This is a genomic window from Synechococcus sp. MIT S9504, from assembly GCF_047497135.1.
In the GTDB taxonomy this organism is placed as follows: Bacteria; Cyanobacteriota; Cyanobacteriia; order PCC-6307; family Cyanobiaceae; genus Synechococcus_C.
The window spans coordinates 75,107-91,869 of record NZ_CP138942.1; the positions used below are offsets into that span (position 1 = coordinate 75,107).

16 protein-coding genes are annotated in these 16,763 nt (G+C 53.1%); 10 read left to right on the forward strand and 6 right to left on the reverse strand.

All coding sequences use genetic code 11. From position 1 onward, the window contains the following. Window positions 1–16 precede the first annotated feature (16 nt). The gene (gene msrB, locus SIB58_RS00395) at window positions 17–442 is read left to right on the forward strand and encodes a peptide-methionine (R)-S-oxide reductase MsrB (protein ID WP_156486758.1); all 426 of its coding nucleotides are present in this window, start codon (window positions 17–19) and stop codon (window positions 440–442) included. A gap of 42 nt (window positions 443–484) precedes the next feature. Here the strand turns inward: msrB and SIB58_RS00400 are convergent, their stop codons facing one another. The 3 genes from SIB58_RS00400 to SIB58_RS00410 all read right to left on the reverse strand — a co-directional run bounded on the left by SIB58_RS00400 (window position 485) and on the right by SIB58_RS00410 (window position 5,787). After that, a complete protein-coding gene (locus tag SIB58_RS00400) occupies window positions 485–1,660 on the reverse strand; it encodes a PRC-barrel domain-containing protein (protein WP_066910854.1) in 1,176 nt (391 codons plus the stop codon). A gap of 60 nt (window positions 1,661–1,720) precedes the next feature. Next, a complete protein-coding gene (gene smc, locus SIB58_RS00405; RefSeq protein WP_231884205.1) occupies window positions 1,721–5,272 on the reverse strand; it encodes a chromosome segregation protein SMC in 3,552 nt (1,183 codons plus the stop codon). Between the two features lie 104 nt (window positions 5,273–5,376). Then, the gene (locus tag SIB58_RS00410) at window positions 5,377–5,787 is read right to left on the reverse strand and encodes a hypothetical protein (protein ID WP_067327084.1); all 411 of its coding nucleotides are present in this window, start codon (window positions 5,785–5,787) and stop codon (window positions 5,377–5,379) included. 64 nt (window positions 5,788–5,851) lie between these two features. On the opposite strand from SIB58_RS00410, the gene SIB58_RS00415 reads away from it, so the two are divergent. Continuing rightward, entirely contained in the window at window positions 5,852–6,292 is a 441-nt protein-coding gene (locus SIB58_RS00415) for a glycine zipper domain-containing protein (RefSeq protein WP_067327081.1), read from the forward strand. Further along, window positions 6,289–6,687: a phage holin family protein gene (locus tag SIB58_RS00420; RefSeq protein WP_067327058.1), complete on the forward strand. Its 399-nt coding sequence runs from the start codon at window positions 6,289–6,291 to the stop codon at window positions 6,685–6,687. Before SIB58_RS00415 ends, SIB58_RS00420 begins: the two co-directional genes overlap by 4 nt. Before the next feature lie 11 nt (window positions 6,688–6,698). Here SIB58_RS00420 and SIB58_RS00425 read toward each other — a convergent pair whose 3' ends face one another. Further along, window positions 6,699–7,892 (reverse strand): THUMP domain-containing class I SAM-dependent RNA methyltransferase, encoded by a 1,194-nt coding sequence (locus SIB58_RS00425; protein WP_067327079.1) that lies wholly within the window; start codon window positions 7,890–7,892, stop codon window positions 6,699–6,701. Between the two features lie 420 nt (window positions 7,893–8,312). Here SIB58_RS00425 and SIB58_RS00430 point away from each other — a divergent pair, with 420 nt between their 5' ends. Beyond that, window positions 8,313–8,537 (forward strand): hypothetical protein, encoded by a 225-nt coding sequence (locus SIB58_RS00430; RefSeq protein WP_231857163.1) that lies wholly within the window; start codon window positions 8,313–8,315, stop codon window positions 8,535–8,537. Window positions 8,538–8,868: 331 nt separating this feature from the next. Here the strand turns inward: SIB58_RS00430 and SIB58_RS00435 are convergent, their stop codons facing one another. Continuing rightward, window positions 8,869–9,210 (reverse strand): hypothetical protein, encoded by a 342-nt coding sequence (locus SIB58_RS00435; RefSeq protein WP_066910841.1) that lies wholly within the window; start codon window positions 9,208–9,210, stop codon window positions 8,869–8,871. A gap of 91 nt (window positions 9,211–9,301) precedes the next feature. Here SIB58_RS00435 and SIB58_RS00440 point away from each other — a divergent pair, with 91 nt between their 5' ends. The 4 genes from SIB58_RS00440 (at window position 9,302) to SIB58_RS00455 (ending at window position 13,175) form a co-directional block, all read left to right on the forward strand. Continuing rightward, a complete protein-coding gene (locus tag SIB58_RS00440; RefSeq protein ID WP_156486757.1) occupies window positions 9,302–9,502 on the forward strand; it encodes a hypothetical protein in 201 nt (66 codons plus the stop codon). Between the two features lie 858 nt (window positions 9,503–10,360). Further along, window positions 10,361–10,642 (forward strand): DUF3764 family protein, encoded by a 282-nt coding sequence (locus tag SIB58_RS00445; protein WP_066910838.1) that lies wholly within the window; start codon window positions 10,361–10,363, stop codon window positions 10,640–10,642. A gap of 200 nt (window positions 10,643–10,842) precedes the next feature. Further along, a complete protein-coding gene (locus SIB58_RS00450; RefSeq protein WP_066910835.1) occupies window positions 10,843–11,544 on the forward strand; it encodes a hypothetical protein in 702 nt (233 codons plus the stop codon). 659 nt (window positions 11,545–12,203) lie between these two features. Next, complete coding sequence (locus SIB58_RS00455) at window positions 12,204–13,175, forward strand: hypothetical protein (RefSeq protein WP_067327076.1); 972 nt, start codon at window positions 12,204–12,206, stop codon at window positions 13,173–13,175. Window positions 13,176–13,638: 463 nt separating this feature from the next. On the opposite strand, the gene SIB58_RS00460 is transcribed toward SIB58_RS00455, so the two are convergent. Continuing rightward, the gene (locus SIB58_RS00460) at window positions 13,639–14,343 is read right to left on the reverse strand and encodes a response regulator transcription factor (protein ID WP_066910830.1); all 705 of its coding nucleotides are present in this window, start codon (window positions 14,341–14,343) and stop codon (window positions 13,639–13,641) included. A gap of 378 nt (window positions 14,344–14,721) precedes the next feature. On the opposite strand from SIB58_RS00460, the gene SIB58_RS00465 reads away from it, so the two are divergent. Together SIB58_RS00465 and SIB58_RS00470 are read left to right on the forward strand one after the other, a co-directional pair. Further along, a complete protein-coding gene (locus SIB58_RS00465; RefSeq protein ID WP_067327051.1) occupies window positions 14,722–15,168 on the forward strand; it encodes an MAPEG family protein in 447 nt (148 codons plus the stop codon). An 882-nt stretch (window positions 15,169–16,050) separates the two neighbouring features. Further along, a complete protein-coding gene (locus tag SIB58_RS00470) occupies window positions 16,051–16,362 on the forward strand; it encodes a hypothetical protein (protein ID WP_156486756.1) in 312 nt (103 codons plus the stop codon). Window positions 16,363–16,763: the final 401 nt, after the last annotated feature.

Genomic DNA, 16,763 nt, shown 5'->3' on the forward strand with positions numbered 1-16,763 from the left:
GCATTCCCATCAGTGCATGACCATTCCATCAACCTCCGGCAGCGATCGTGTTGAACGCTCCCCTGAGGAGTGGAAGCGGCAACTGACTCCTGAGCAGTTCCAGGTGACTCGCCGAGGAGGCACTGAACGAGCCTTCACCGGTGCTTACTGGGACCACAAGGGCGACGGCACCTACCACTGCATTTGCTGCGATACCCCATTGTTCAGCTCCAGCACCAAATTTGAGTCGGGTACCGGTTGGCCCAGTTTCTGGCAGGGAGTCAGTACCGGAGCCATCGTCACCAAGGAAGATTTCAGCCATGGAATGGTGCGCAGAGAAATCCTCTGTGCACGCTGCGATTCACATCTGGGACACGTCTTCAGCGATGGACCAGCCCCCACCGGACAGCGCTATTGCGTCAACAGCGCGTCATTGCAGTTCAAGGATGGTGCTCATTCCTGATTGGATTGTTTCTGATCGGAATCTTGCGCTGCCCTGATTGATTCACCAGGGATCTTCAACGGGCTCGCCGGAAGCCCCTTGCGGTCGGTCGTTGTTCCACGTGTCGAGTGGCTTCGGCTCCAGGTCCAGGGGCTGGCGCTCGATTGGCTCAACATCCATCGGTTCCACATCCAGTGGAGCCCCAGGGCGCTCCACAGGCCGCCTTGAAGCCGGGCGGGGACGATCGTCGTAGCGAGGACGTTCCTCATAGCTGGATGAGTCGCGTTCGCTGATGGGGTTTGCATAGCGGGAGGGCTCGGGCTCCCGGTAAGCCCGTTCGTCCTGTCCATGAGTCCGGTAACGACGATCGTCAAGCTCCGGCTCGCGTCTGGAATAGCGCTCTGGCTCCCTGTAGGGCTCGGGTTCATCGATGGGCAGTTCATCGAGGTAGCGGCGCCGGCGCATGTCCTGTTCCCGTGGCTGTTCCAGCTCCACATATTCCAGTTCCGGTTGTTCGGCCTCAAACCGTTCGCTCTGAGAGGCCTCCAGCTGTCGTGGTGCCGTCTCAGCTGGCTGACCAGAGCTGAGCTGGTTTTCGACAGGCACCACGTTCAGGCGGTATCGCTCCCTCTCCTGCTCTTCCCAACTGGCTCCTCCCACTCCAAGCTTTTCCAGGAATCCACTGTTGAGTTGTTTGAGTTTGTCTTCAGCGCCCTCGTAAACGATGATCCGGTCAGCACCGCTGCTGACAATCTCGTCGACGGGAATCTCCCAGGTGCTCAGCACCCCTTCCCCCAGCAGTGGCACACCCAACGCCCCCATCACCAGAGTGGTCAGTTCACCGGTTTCAATGTCGAACGAGAAGCCCAGGACTCGGCCGAGTTGCTGGCCTGATTCCGTGATGACCTGGCAATTGATGATTCGGCTGTAACGATCAGCGGCAAAGCCTTCGCTCAGGGAGTCGGCTGAGTCGACAAGGATCACGTCCCCCACCTGGCGGATGCGGTCGAGGGGCATCCAGCGCGGCAGGCCTGGCAGGAATCTGGTGAGCGGGTTGTCGCGTAATCCCAGGGCCACCACTTCACGGCGGTCAATGTCCACGACCACTTCACCCACAACGCCCAGGCGTCGTCCGCTATCGCGGGTGATGACCTGCGTACCCATCAGTTCCGACCTCAACCAGAGGCGGTCACTTGGCACGTTCGCCAGGGGGTCATTCGGAGTTGACGACAAGCTCAACCGCGGGCCTCAGCCGGAGGGATTCGTGACATTTTGGCGCAAGGACCCTGCGCTGGCTGTTCAGGCTGCATCAGGAAGGCCCACCACCTGAGTGTGGGCACCGCGCGCCTGGGTGACGCCAATGGTCCGTGTGGAGGCTCCGATCATGGGGCGGCGGTGGCTTACCACCAGGAACTGAGCCTGTTCGGCCTGGCGGGCAATCAGGGCCGCCAGGCGTTCCACATTGACCCCGTCCAGGAAGCTGTCGACCTCATCGAGGGCATAGAACGGTGATGGACGGAAGCGCTGCAGAGCGAACAGAAAGCTGAGAGCGGTGAGCGACTTCTCTCCTCCCGACATCGCCGCCAGACGTCTGACGGCCTTGCCCTTGGGATGGGCCACGAGTGTGAGGCCACCCTCGAGAGGGTTATCCGGATTGTCGAGCTGAAGCTTGCCATCGCCATCAGAAAGGCTGGCGAAGATTTCGCGGAAATGGCTGTCGACTGCTTCAAAGGCTTCCATGAAGGCTTCCTGGCGCAGCGTGGCCACGGTTTCAATCCTCAGCAGCAGTTCTTCCCGCTCCTGGCTGAGCACATCCAACCGTTCCCCGAGGTCGCCGAGGCGTTGTTCGAGTTCTTCCAGCTCCTCCAGGGCCAGCATGTTGACCGGTTCCAGGGCTTCCATACGCAACTGCAATTGCTGCAGGCGTTCCTGAAGGCTCTCCAGGCCACTTTCGCGCAGCTCGTCGGCAATCTCCGGCAGTGGATCAGGCAGCGTCGTCCGCAGCTCCTCCAATCGGAGTCCGCCGTTGCGCAGTTGCTCTTCGAGTGAGGTTCGCTCCTCGCGAAGGCGCTCCAGTTCCCAACGGGCCTGCTGCAGTGCCTGCCTCTGCTCAGCGACGGCAGCCTCTGCTTCATCTCTGGCGCGTCGTTCTTCCCCGAAGCGCGTTTGCAGTTCCTGCTGCTGAGTTTCCAGTGCATTCCTGCGGGTCTTCAACGCCTGTTGCTGTTCACGCCAGCGGCCATGTGCTTCTGAGAGAGCCTGAACCGCCTGCTGAAGCGACGTTTCCTCTCGCTCAATGGCCTGCTGCTGATCTCCGAGTCTCTGTTGGGACAGCTGTCGGTCGCGTTCCTGCTGCAGCAGTTCATCGCGTTGCTGCCGTGCGGCCTCAAGGCCAGAATCCACCCGCTCCAGGTCCTGCTGCAGCGCTTGCCAGCCCTCGGCATCACCATTGGCTTCGAGGCTGGATTCCTGGGAATTGAGCTGATTGAGTTCCGTTTGCAGCGGGCTCAGGCTCGTCTCCAGCTGATCAAGCCTGAGACGGTGTTTCTGCTGGGCCTGCTGCAGCTCGCTGAGTTTGCGCTGACGCTGCTGCACGCGTTCGAGCAGTGGGCTATGGGAGCGCTTGGCGGCCTGGCGTTCTGCTTCCAGAGCTGCCTGGCGCTGCTCCAGTTGGCGCAGTACTGGCCGCTGCTGATCCACGGCATCCACCAGCCTCTGTTCTTCCCGCCGACAGGCGGCCAGGCTCTCTCCCAGTTCCAGCAGTCGCTGACGCAGTGGGGCCGCTTCATCGCCATCACTGCTGGCACCAAAGCTCAGCCCGCCTCCTCGCTGCGAGAAGCTACCGCCTGTCATGGCTCCACTTTTTTCAAGCAGCTCACCCTCGAGGGTGACGGCCCGCGAGCGACCGAGGAATTGTCTGGCACTGCCCAGATCGCTGAACACCTGCGTGTCACCGAAGACATAGGCGAACACGTCTGCATAGATCGCTTCGTAGCGGATCAGGTCGACAGCGCGTCCGACCAGGCCGCCCCCCTCGCCCGCCTGGGGTCGGCGCCCACGAGCTATTGCAGCCACAGCCCCCCCGCCAGGAGCTCGGATCTTGTTGAGCGGCAGGAAGGTGAGTCGACCGGCGCGGCGACTTTTCAGAAGATCAATCGCACGAGCCGCGATGCGGTCATCGTCCACCACCACCTGAGCCATTCTTGCGCCGGCAGCCACTTCCAGAGCCAGGCGATGGCGTTCATCAACCTCACCAAGCTGCGCAACATGGCCATGGATCCCTTCCAGGCCCGATTCGAGCAGCAGCCTCAGTGCACCTGTGCCCCTGCTTTCCTGAAGAGCTTCCCGGCGGCTGTCGTGGCGGGCAATGTCGCGCTCGAGCCGCGTCTGTTCCTGTTCGAGCCTGGAACGGGTTCGCTGCTGAATGGCAACCGACTCCAGCAGTTGCTGAAGTTGCTCTCTGCCACAGCGGATCGACTCCAGCAGCGTCTGCCACTCGCTCTCGAGTTGCTCTAGCAGGGTCTGGACCCGCTGATCTTCCGCTCCGTCCTGGTCCCGTTCCTGCTCCAGATCCAGCTGTCGTTCCTCGTCCTGCCGGAGCCGTTCCAGCAGCTGTTGACGTTCCTCCTGAAGCGGTGTGACGCGAGCTTGAAGGTTCTGACGTTGGCCGGAGCGCTGCTTCTGCTCTTCGAACCAGGTGCCTGAGCGTCCTGCCACTTCTCCCAGCCGCCGCCGGGAGAGCTCCACTGCGGCTTCGGCATCTCTGCAGTCCTGCTCGGCTTTCTCCAGCAATCCGTTGTTGGTGTTCAGGCGCAAATCTTCCGTTTCAGCCAGAAGCTGGCCGCGACGGGCTTGCAGCTGATGGCGCAGTCCCTGCAGACGTTCAGCCTCCTGTTGATGCTGGCCTGCCTGCCGCTCCAGTTCGCGGCTCTGTGGATCCAGCCCGGCCAGTTCTGCCTGCACACTCAGCAGCTGGTCCTCACCGAGGGCCTTGACACTCTCCTGAAGGGTCTGTAGTCGCCCCGCCGCTTCCTGCAGGCTGACATCGCGATGCTCGATCGACCGAGCATCGCTCTCCTCCTTGGTGATCAGCTGTTCCTGGCGCTGCTGAAGGCGTCGACGTTCGGCTTGAGCCGCTTCGAAGGCCAACACCAGCTCCTGTCGCCGGCCGAGCTGCAGCTGCTCTTTGAGTTCCTGATAGGCCCTGGCTTTGGCACAGTCTTTTTCAAGTCGCTGCCGAGCCGTCAGCAGTTCCTGCTCAACGATGCGGCAGCGCTCCTGGCGCTCCTGAACTTCATCGAGTTTGCGCCGGGTCTGTTCAATGCGGGTGTCGAAAAGTGCCACACCGGCCAGCTCATCGATCAGGCCGCGACGATCGCGGTTGCTCATCGAAACGATGCGGGTCACGTCCCCCTGCATCACCACATTGCTGCCCTCAGGGTCGATGCGAAGTCGGCGCAGCTGGGTTTGCAATTGCTGGAGATTGCATGGGACCCCGTCGGCGCTGTAGCTGCTGCTGTAGGAGCCTCCTGGCATCACCCGCAACTTGCGTGTGACGGTCCATTCCGTTTGATCAGAGCGGATCCATGGCCCCTCCTCTGGGGGCTCCAGTCCTTCCTCAGCGGCGTCAGGTTGCCATTCGGACAGGTCGAAACGAACACTCACCGTGGTTTCGGCTGACTTGCCTGCCTTGAGCACATTGCTGTTGACCAGATCGGGCAGGCGATCAGCACGCATGCCTTTGCTGTTGGCTAAGCCGAGACAGAACAACACTCCATCGAGAATGTTGCTCTTGCCGGATCCGTTCGGCCCGGTCACCACAGTGAAACCGGGTTCCAGGGGGATGCTCATCGCCCCCCCGAAGGACTTGAACTGTGTCAGCCCGACCTGATTGATGTGTACCAACAGGGGCCACGGCTGTCAGCCGTCTGAAATTAGCGGAGCCTTGAAAAAGCTCAAGTGCTGTTTGCAGTGCTCTGGTCAAAGGGAGTGCGCATGCGGCACTGATCTGCTGTGATTTCCAGAACAACCGGCTCGCTTAGGCCGATGACGGCCATCCCTTCCAGCTCCACCTGGATGGGCTGATTGGCATCGGCGGGCAGACCGCTTCGCATTTTGCCCGCCACGACCCGTCGCGCCCAACCCCTGTTGCCGGACACGGAGGCTGCCTTCCGGTCCAGCCATACCAGTCGGTGGGGAGGCAATGGCGTGGCCCTCACCGCGGGACCGTTCAAACGCGGAATTGCTTGCAGACGCCAGCTGCGGCAGCTGTCTCCGTCCTCAAGCAACAGGTCGAGGTGGCAACCGCCCGGGTCATCCGGGGCCCCTAAATGCTCCAACAAGGCGTAGCGCAACTGATGCCCCACCAATGCCAATGGGTTTCATCTCAGAGTTACCACCCTTACCCTGCGGTTGGCCGTCGGGATCGCCATGGAATCAGCTCATTCATCAGCCGATGCGCCTGCGGATTCACAGGATCTGGCCTACCGCTTTCGGGATCGCTTTGAGAGTCTCTTGCCAGAGATCCAAAAGCGCTGGCCTGAAGTCACCCATCAAGCCCTTGAAGCCACCCGTGGCAGTTTCGATGAGGTGGTTCACCTGATTTCTGCCCAGAGCGACCGGGCTGCGAGCCTCGTCACTGTCCAGCTAGAGGAGTTGCTGCATCAGGCCGGAGATCGCACTCGCAACCTGGCAGACAACCTTGATCCGCTGGAGGAGCAGCTCGAGCATCTACTCGATGAGCTCAACCGCACTCTCAGGCCGAAGCTTGAGAAACCGGTGCGCGACAGACCCCTGATGTCACTGGCGGTTGCTGCTGGTGTAGGGATTCTGGTGGGTGCTCTACTGACCGGTGGACGGAGATCCTCATGAGTGAACTGCCCCGTTCCGAGCAATCGCGCTCCAGAGGACTTGGCGCTGCCGCCCGGGTCACGGCACTTGCGGGCTCGGTGATGGACCTGCATGTCCGGATTGCTTTGCAGGAGGTGGATCGCGAAAAACGGCGCCTGATCAGTGGTGGTGTGTTTCTGGCCATGGGTGGCACCTTGATGCTGATGGCTCTCGTGGCAGGAGAAGCCGCCTTGCTGGTGTGGATGCTGGAGTCCTGGGGGTGGTCGTTGATTCAATCGCTGCTGGCGATGGCGATTCTCAATCTTGTGGTGGCCGGATTCAGCCTGCGGATTGGCGGTCAGCTCGCCAAAGGGCCGTATCTGCCTCAGACACTCGATGGTCTGCTGCGCACCACGCGGGCTGTCCTGGGCAAATGAATCGCCTGCGTTCAGTTCTCCTGGGGGATGGGATCCGCTGAGGGCCTGTTCAACTCGTAATGCAGCCAACGGCAATCCAATCCACCGTTGCTCACAGGGATTCTGCGCTTTGCCTTGAGACGCAGAGCTGCGGTTAATTCTCGGTTGCCACTGAGCAGCCACAGATCCCAGCCTCCATAGTCTTTTTTCAGGACTGCTCCCAGCTCTCGATAGAGCTCTTGAAGTTCAGAGCTGTCGCCCAGTCGCACGCCATAGGGCGGATTGCACACCACGACACCGTGGTCCTCCTCCGGAGCCGGAGCATCTCTGAAATCGGCTTGAACGATTTCGATCACCTCCTCCAGGCCTGCTGCGCTGATGTTGTCGCGTGCCTGCTGGGCAATCTTTGCGTCCTGCTCATAGCCCAGGATTCGTGGAGCTTTGTTCGTGGGCTGCTGCCGTTTATGGGCTCTTCGCTGTTCTGCATCCCACAGATCCGCTTCGAAATCCGCCCATGACTCGAGCAGGAAGCGGCGATGCAGAGCGGGGAATCGCTGCAGTGCTATCGCTGTGGCCTCAATCAGCAGCGTTCCCGAGCCGCAGCAGGGATCGGTCAGTGGGGTGCTGCCGTCCCAGCCGGTCAATCTGATCAGTCCTGCGGCCAGGTTCTCCTTGAGCGGAGCCACACCCACGGCGGCTCGGTATCCTCTGCGGTGCAGGCTGCCACCGCTGCCGTCCAGGCTCAGGATCGCCTCACCTCGATGCAGATGAACATGCAGGCAGAGATCGGGTTCGTTCAGATCGATGGATGACCGTTGTCCCCAGAGATCACGTTGACGATCAATCAACGCATTTTTTACCTGAAGCGCGGTGAAATGGCTGTGATTGAGTCCGGGGGCTGTGCCGGTCACATCCACGCGGAAGCTCATCGATGGATGAAGCCAGCGTTCCCAGTCGAGGGCCTGTTGAACGCCGTCGTACAGAGAATCGCGACCATCGCAGTGGAAGCGTGCCATCTCCCGCAGCAACCTGAAGGGCAGCCGGCACTGCAGGTGAAGCCTGTAGAAACAGGCCATGTCGGATGCGAACGATGCAGCACGTCGTCGTGGTGTGATCTGTTTGGCTCCGAGTGCCTGCAATTCCTGGCTGCCGATGTCCTCGAGACCCTGGGGCAACACGGCGACGCCCTGGATCGGCAGCGACGCTTGTCGGGACTTACTCCCCAAGATTCTCTGCTCCACTTCACCACTGCTGTCAGAATGACAACGTCCGGTCTCGACCGGACTAGGTGATCCACACCAGTGTTTCGGACAGCGGTTCGATTCCGCTCAGCTCCATTCCCCCTTTTCGGGGCTGCAATGGTTTCGACGGGGCATAAGGAGGGTGACTGAAGCCTGCTCGGTAAGAGCAAACCCGTAACTGCGAACAACATCGTTCGTTTCTCCCGTCAAGCAGCCCCTGTTGCTGCCTGACCCTTTAAGGGAGATGGGGTGAAGTCAGCCTTATCACCCAAATGACTCATGGGGCCTGGAAGGGCCCCACCACCCGTTCAGAACACAGTGCCTCAGCCCCGGGCGCGCCCCTTTGAGCTGTGTTCGATTGTCATTTGATGGCGCTCAGGCACCGCCAACATGCAGAGTATGGTTATGAATCAGCCAAGTATTCAAAAACTGCGATCACTCCGACTCGATGCATTAGCCCGTGACGACAGGGCTGTGGCTGATCTCAACGCTCGAATCTCCAACTCTCCTGACTATCTAGTGGAGGAGTTGATGAACAACCATGGCTGGCCTGCCCATGAGGCTCTTTGCGCTGTCAAGCAACTTCAAGAGAAGGTCCTTCGCAACACGACGGAGCAGGCTGCCGCCTGAGCAGTGATTGATCAGCACCCTGTGCTGGTAACGGGCTGATGAGCGGAGGACTCATGGATGAGGACAGCAGCAAAACCACAAAAACTGTCTGGCTCTGGGTAATCGGACTGAACGTCATCGCTTGGGGCGGCTATCTCGTTTTCACAAGAGTCATGGGAATCACGTTTGATTCGGCTCACTAGGCCCTGATCTCACGAATCGCTTTCATCGCTCAGAGACCGAAGCGATGAGGAGGCGGCATGTCCTGTCGACCAGGTCGCCTTGAGATGGCCAAAGCCGAATTTTGGATGAATTGACCCGGGGTTGATCCAGGTCAATGTGCCAGTGGTGTTCAGAATTTCCGCGGGTAAGGGGGATTCCCAGCCAGCTCAACGTTGATCTCTTTGCAGATATTCATCCAGGCACCAAGTCCAAAGTTCACACCGTTTGGACCATCGATGAAATCCTGGAACTGCTGAGCAGTGATGCCTTCACGCACTTCCCAGATGCAGAACGCTGGGCCTTCAGGACCAACAGGGCAGAAGCAGTGGTTATAGAAACCAGCCTTCAAGTTGTTGGCGACTGCATCATCCCAGCCTCCGCCCGGTGCCATTGCTTTTTGAGCAGTCTCCCACCATTGCTGGGATTTCCCAGCCCGAAACTCATGGTGAACGTGGAAGAACTTAGAAGCCATCAATCGAAGCTGAGTGCTCCTTGATCATCGCGTCTCCCACACTCTGTTCTCGTCTTTGAAGCTTCTCAATACATTTTTTACCTCTGGATAGTTGAGCTGGCAGTTCGCAATGAATCCAAAAGCATCGAGAGCAGCCCTTTCCTTTGCTTTTCAACCAACCAACGCCAGCTGGCTCGATAAGGAGGATTGCATGGTGCTGCACTTAACAGAAAGACTTCGGCGGTTTTTGCCAAAATTTAACGATCCAGGTATTGCTGGCTTCATCATTCCCAATCCTTTCTTTTTATCTTGAAATTAGTTTTGATTGGTGAATAAAAATGAATGCACTCAGGCGTATCAAAAGCAAGATCAAGTCTGAAATGCTCTCAATTTTTGTGGTCTCACTTGAAATTTGCTACAGCGCCTATGTAGGCATCTGAATTGAGACCAGTGCACAAGTTGAATTGTGTTGTCGAATGGCGGGTCTCTCTTGCGCCACTGCGAAATATCAGTTTTGACTGATTGCTCGAGAATCACTTGCCAGTGACGTCTGTCTCTCGGCCTTAGCTCTCTTGGGCCGGTGCTTTAGGTCCTGCAAGTTTGCAGCTTGGGCCAATTGGGCAAGCCAAAGCACGAAATGGCTTGTGATGTCCCTCACGAATGAACTCACCAATTGGTTCGGCGTGGGCCGTGTGGATTTCCATGCGAATCGTGCCTCTTTCAGAGTTCTAGAAATACCTCGGGAACAGTCAAGGTGCGATAACAATTATTCCTCATGCTGCAGCAAGTGGGAAGCTCAAAATTTCAACCACGGATGGCTCAGCTTTTGTCAAACGCTGTCCCACCGCGATAGGCATGCTGGGACTGTGCCCAGAGCTGCTTCCACTTGGTTGAGTTGCCGGTTGGAGTCGGCTTGATGTCCTGAGCTGTGAATGCCACTGAGGGCTCACATGGCCAAGCTTTTCGATCTGTTTGCAAGCCTCTCTCCATCGTTGTCTCTGCCACATGCCTACTCTTCAAGGGTTAGCTGTCGTCCAGAAAAACAGCAGAGTGTGTGGGCCAATGCACACCTGTTCGAGCGAGGTGCGACGATTGCGCCCTTGAATCGACTTTCGCCATCATTGCTCTAAGTGAATATCCTTTGTGAAATCATTCTTTTCTCTAGTTGGCGATGATTGAAACCACTGTTCTTGATTTCAAGCTCAGCAATACCTTCGAAGAGTACAGAGACCATATGGAAGCACCTGACCAACAGGCGATGTTCTCAGAAATGGGTGTCAAGATCTTCTATCTTGGTGTTTCTAAAGAGGACCCGAAGAGGGCAACTGTGATGTTTCAAGGTCAGGAAAATGTTCTGTATGACATTTTCACGAACCCACAGACCAAACCCATTGTTGAGGCCTCTGGCCATGTTTACGACGGAACGGTGATCACGCGTTGGCTTGCTAACTAGATGATTGCGAAATAGTTGTACTGCTCCTGTCTTTCAGGAGAGCTTTGAATGGTTTTTTGGCTATTCAGGGCTCAAATTTGTTGGCTGATTCTGAGCATTGGTCGGCCAGCTTCCACACTCAGGTGATTCGTGCGCTGCTACCAATGGAGTCCAGACAGGATTGATCGGTGACATGTGCAAAAAGACCTAAATGGCTAGGCATGCTGACCGCGGCAGCTTTCCTCTGCACTGTCATCATTCTGCATGGACCATCTGTACGGGCCGTGCCTCGTCGGATTATTCTTCTGCGTCATGGCGAAAAGGCAAATTCTCATGCGCTTTGTGGGATTGGGTTGAGACGGGCTATTGCGTTACGCCAACATTATCTTGGCCAGAACGCGACGGATCAGTCACTGCTTGAAGGGCAGGCACCTGCTGCAATTTTTGCGATCACTCTGCACACGCTTGAAACGGCAGGTCACACTGCTGTTAGCTGGACGCTGCCAATCAAGACTTATGCAGCAATGCCTGGTGAAAATGGCATGACAAAAATTTCAGAAAAAAACAGCGCTACACAGGCAGCTGCAGCAGATGTACTCGGAAATCCCAGATGGCACGACCGTATTGTTTTGATGTTCTGGGAACACCACCACATCGCTAGTCCAAGATTGGAGCGGCTATATTCAGATCAGAAAGTCACTCTTCGTCAGCTGTTGAATATTGACCAATTAGAGGGAGTTCCAGAGAAATGGAATGACAACTATGATTATTTTTGGATCATTGATTACGATCCGAATGATTCGGAAGCTCCCACTCGTTTTCAAATGGTTAAGCAGGTATACCCTTCACCATTTAATAAACTTCCTCATAACGAATGGGGGGAAGACTTACCGAAGGACTACCCCTCGACTTGTATGCGCTGATTGGATTCTTGATGGTCCTTGGCATGTGCAAGATCTTACATTGGAGGTTCACAGCAATGCCAAATTACCTTGAACCTGTTTGTGCTAGTAGTGCAATTAAGGCAGGCCACGAGCCGTTGAGCAGCGAATTGCTTATTGGCTTTTGTAGAGCCAGGGCGTGAAGCAGGCTGCTTGAAAGTTAACCCTCAGAACAAGCAGGTCCATTATTCCGAACAAGATGATTTTGCCGTTGAAAGTTTGAACCTCTTGCTGCGAAATGTAAAGGCGCTCCATGTTGTCGCCTACTGTTGCTCCTGATGCGCAAGCACCGGAATTGATCCATAGTTGCTTCATTGACCTGCTGAAGTGCCCCACGACTGCTTGGATGCTGCTTCGTTCCAAACGATGTCGATGGCAACAGCGATTTATGGTGTGGCCGGGGAAGCTCATAGACCTTTCTTGAGCTGGCACCAATCATCGATAGCGAACAACGACTGACTCAGGTCAAAAACTTTGCCGCAAGCTGTGTTGTTCAGCCATCAAAGCGCTGTTTCGCAGCCTCTGACGAATGTCCTCCTGATGGTTTTGTGTTTTTGCCCCTGCCTGTAGTGTTTGCGGGCGATGCGATGATTGAACGATGTCAGTAAGCAGTCCTGTTGGTGATTGATGTCAATGTCTGGATGATCATCGGGTTTCTGCTTGCAGCCTTCTCGGTTGTTTCCAATGACTCTCTGCAAACTCTCGGCACGTATATCGCTTCGAATCGGCAGCGAACGCCCAGGAGTGTTCAGATGGTTTTTGTTTGTGGTATCACGATTGCCGTACTTTTTCTGGGTTGGTCGGTGAATCAAGGTGAACCTGCTTGGGGTCGTCTTGAGTCATTTCCAGTGCCCGAACCCTTCACCTGGGCCTACATTATTCCTCCGATTGCAGTGTTGGCTCTGACAGCTTGGGGTGCACCCGTGAGTACTTCATTTCTGGTGCTTTCCTCTTTCGTCCCTGAAAACATTGGAAGACTTTTAGGGAGTTCCATTTCCGGGTATGTCATGGCACTTTTTCTCGGTCTTTCTGCCTGGGGCTTGGGAGTATGGCTTTTAGAACGATGGATTTTTCGACGAAATCAGGATTCAAAAGAGATCAACAAAATTTGGTATGCAATCCAGTGGTTTTCGACTGGTTTTTTATGGAGTATGTGGTTGGTTCAGGACATGGCGAATATCTTTGTTTATCTACCACGTCATCTCAATTTCATTTCAATGTGTGTATGTACTCTAATTCTTTGTATAGGTCTTTGCATGCTCATCGTGATTGGAGGGGGACCGATTCAGGGTGTATTGCGTTCAAAAACAAATACGTCGGATTTGCGATCAGCCAGTGTTATCGACTTCACGTTTGGAATTTGTTTACTGTATGAAGCGTTTGTTAGTAGTTTCCCTCTAAGCACAACCTGGGTGTTTCTAGGATTACTCGCAGGCCGGGAATTAGCCCTGCGCATTAGAGAGATTCAACAAACTACTGTTTTCACTAACAAGACACATGGAAGCCTTGTGAGGGTGATTGGCGGTGATGTCGGAAAAGCCTCTGTAGGATTAATTGTTAGTCTTTTGATCGCACTTGGAATACAACCCTTGATCAATTGGAGCGTGATGTGAGTGTGACTCTTGCCAAGAATCATCTTCTGGCTAGAATTCCGTCGGCAAAATCGTCAGCGGCGACTCATTGAGCTGTCTGGTTGATTTTGTAAATGCTCAGCACGAGGCAGGCAGTTGAAAAACTGACAAAAAGAACAAGCAGACTGGAACTGGTCATGGGGTTCAATTAAGCATAAATACTCTAAGGGTTCAATGCTTTTGCCGCGAGTCAGTCCGGACCGGGTGTGCTGGATGTTTCAGCATGACTGCTTTTCTTATGACCAGAAGAGCAATTGTCTCAGAATTGTTCAAAAAGCTTTTAAAAATTCTGACCTAATTCTTCGCCCTACAGGATCGGGAAGATTCTTTTCTACGTATAAACACTATAATAACGCCAGAGAATTCAATTCAGAGTATCATGATCTTAGATGGTTTGTTGTGGTGATTTGTCTGTAGTTGTCACATGTCTATCACAAGTTGAAATCTAAAGATCGGCGTCGACCAAACCATGAGTGAGAGCAAACACAGCAGCTTGAGTTCTGTCTCTAACCCCTAGTTTTTGGATTGTTGTGCTGACGTGGCTTTTGATCGTTTCTGAAGAAAGGAATAATGATTCTGCAATTTCTGCATTTTTCATGCCCTGAATAATGCAGCGAAGAACCTCACGCTCCCGTTCAGATAGTGGATCAATGAGCTCAGGCGGTTGTTTGACCTTGGCCGTAGCTGCAGCACGAACTGATTTTGGGTAGTACACACCACCATTGTTAGTTGTAATGAGTGCCTTAATGAAGTCTCCGTTTCCCGATCCTACCGATGAGACGAACATGACCCCATCTGCTCCAGCATCCATGGCTTCATGAACAACGTCGGTTGTTTCTCGCCCTAGAAAAATAAGTGTTGTGATCTTTGGATTGTGTTGTTTAACCCTTTCCACAAGACGAATTCCATAGCCTTTTTCAAGATCTTCGCTTGTGATCAAGATGTCTGGATCAAATTTAAGCTGTAAATCTAAGCCTTCATCTTCAGTCGTTGCCCCTCCAATCAGTGATTGGAGAATTGGTGTGCAAAGACATAATGCAGCTAAGGTTAATCGGTTTTTGCTACAGACCAATACTCTTTTGTTGCTCAGCAGCGCTTGGCATTGATTTGCGGCTTGCTTGAGAGGAAGTTCGTTTGGGTTGATGAGCACGCGCCGGACATCATCTCAATTCACTTTAGTGAGTACGCAGCTTGAATGCAATTCTTCTTAGCTCGAATTGATTTGACTTGTTAGATCACTTCTGCCATGGGAATACGATTCCTTTGATTTTTGTTCAAAAAAAGATCCAGATTTCATGCTTCGCTTGTGCTTTTGGCACTTGCCTGCGTGATTTTTAGGTGTTGATCCTCTTCAGTGGGCAGGCCGAATTTGTTGGTAGAGGGCCTGCTTGTCCCATCCCCCATTTGAGGGATATTTCTCTGCGATAGCACATTCTGTTCTTTCATTGAGTGAATAGATTAATTTGTTCAAGTGGAGATGACTCTTTAAAATCGTGATGTTGATGAGATCAATCCACTCCTTAGACCAATGTTTTTTGAACAGTTGTCAACCCACGCCGATGTCACTCCATACATCTGGTCGCTTGTGCTGTCGTTTGTAATGGTGATTTTGAGTATTGCACCTCTCTATGTTACCCGATTTCAATCTCAGTTCGAGATGAGTGATCTGTCATCTCTACGTTCAATGTTTGATCGTTATCCAGCCTGGGGGAAACGGGCCAGCTGGGCTCAGCAAAACAGTTTTGAATCATTCACGCTTCATGCTCCGGCGGCTCTTCTTGCCATTCTTACTGTTATGAATGGTATTACTCTTTCTTCTCTTGCGATTTTTGTCGCCATTGCTCATCCAATTCTTCGTGCTATTTACATTATTGCTTACATTGGAAATATTTCGGCTCTAAGATCGATATGCTGGGCTCTAGGTTTGCTTTGCAGTGGTATTCTTTATGGGTTGTGTTTCTCCGCGATGAATTAAATGTGAATTGACGCTTTATTGTTTGCGTTCGTATATTGAAATCGATTTGTGTTTTTGGCTCTTCTTTAATCTGAATCAAACCTATCCTTCGATGAATTGTATTGAATCATTGTTCGTTGACTAGCTGCACTCAGCTTCAAGATAGTTGGCGAATTTGCGGATTAGATTGACGCAGAATTGGCGGTCTACTCCATGCACTGTTTTCCAGCTTTCGTACATCACATCCAGGTCTTCCCAGGCATTTTCATAGACCGTTTTCGGGTAGTCTCGTTGTTCTAAATCATTCATAGGTCAATCCTTCAATCCTTTGATTTTGCAAGTGTGATCACCAAATACAGTCCTGCAATAATTGTAGACCTCATATTGATTGCCCGGCGTGAATGATTTGATATTGTATATATCTTCTGTCTGTATGAGTTCTTAAGCACAGTCTTGGATTGAATCTGGTACTTATCAATCCACAATACCTTTAGACGCCACTCAATATGTTCAACTCGATACATGCTTGTACCTACGTTGCAATGATATCGTATTATTTAGTTAAAATTTTTTCGATGAAACGATAATTTAATCTCCTATTCATTTGTCGCTATGACTCCAATGTGCTCTTTTTTAGGATGCTTTTTTGCTGTAGCCATGGTCTGTATTGATTGCCAGTAGAACAAGTCATATTGCTGCATAAATCATTTAGAAGGTGTCGTAGGCAAGCCCTGTCGAGACGAATAGAAAACCTGCAATGAAAATACCTGCATAGATCAACATGATTCGCTTGTTCACAGGATGAGATCAAACTACATTCCTCATTAGCAACGGATAATTTGATGCCTATGTATTCTGCGGCACAAGTGACACTGAAGAACAGGTCTTATGATCAGATATCTTTTGGATAAGATGCAAAATTTACTTGCTTTGATCAGCAGCCTCCTGCAAGCTCTCGTCAATGTCCTTAAGGGAGATGACCGCTGGTTTTTGGTGATTGATGAGGAAATTATCGATCAGGAAAACCTGGCGAATCTGCACAAGCAACTTAAGCAGAGCCAAGATCAGGCTCTGCGGCGAGATGATTTTAATCGGCGTTATGAATCGCAGTGCTTTGTATCTTCCGATCGATTGACAATATCAGAGATTTGGATGACTTTAAATCCGATTTCTCTATTCAATTTCCTGAGATATGCTTTGAGCGATGTTGTCTAAGAAGGAGTATTAACCTGAAAACATTGGATTAAGTGTCTTCTTGGTTAGGCTCGGGTAATTGACTATTTTTTGAGATATTTTCCTATTCATATTTGATTCGTGCCTTGATCTACTTATCACATCTTGCTAGACAGTGCAATCCATAAGTCTGCTGCTGAGACTGGCTTCGCTGGCAAAAGGTTTGTTTATATAGGCCGATGTGTGCAAAATCATTCTTCGTATGAATTCATGAAGTTCTATAATAGTTGCAATTGAGTTTTTGATCATTAGCGACCTTCCTCCTAAGCGCATCCCTGCGCGTACTCTCCGCCGCGGTTACATCAGTGAGTTCTTGAGTATGGCGAAAACCGTTCAGCCACTAGGCTTTGCGCCGCAAGAAATTAATGATTTTGATGGTTTTG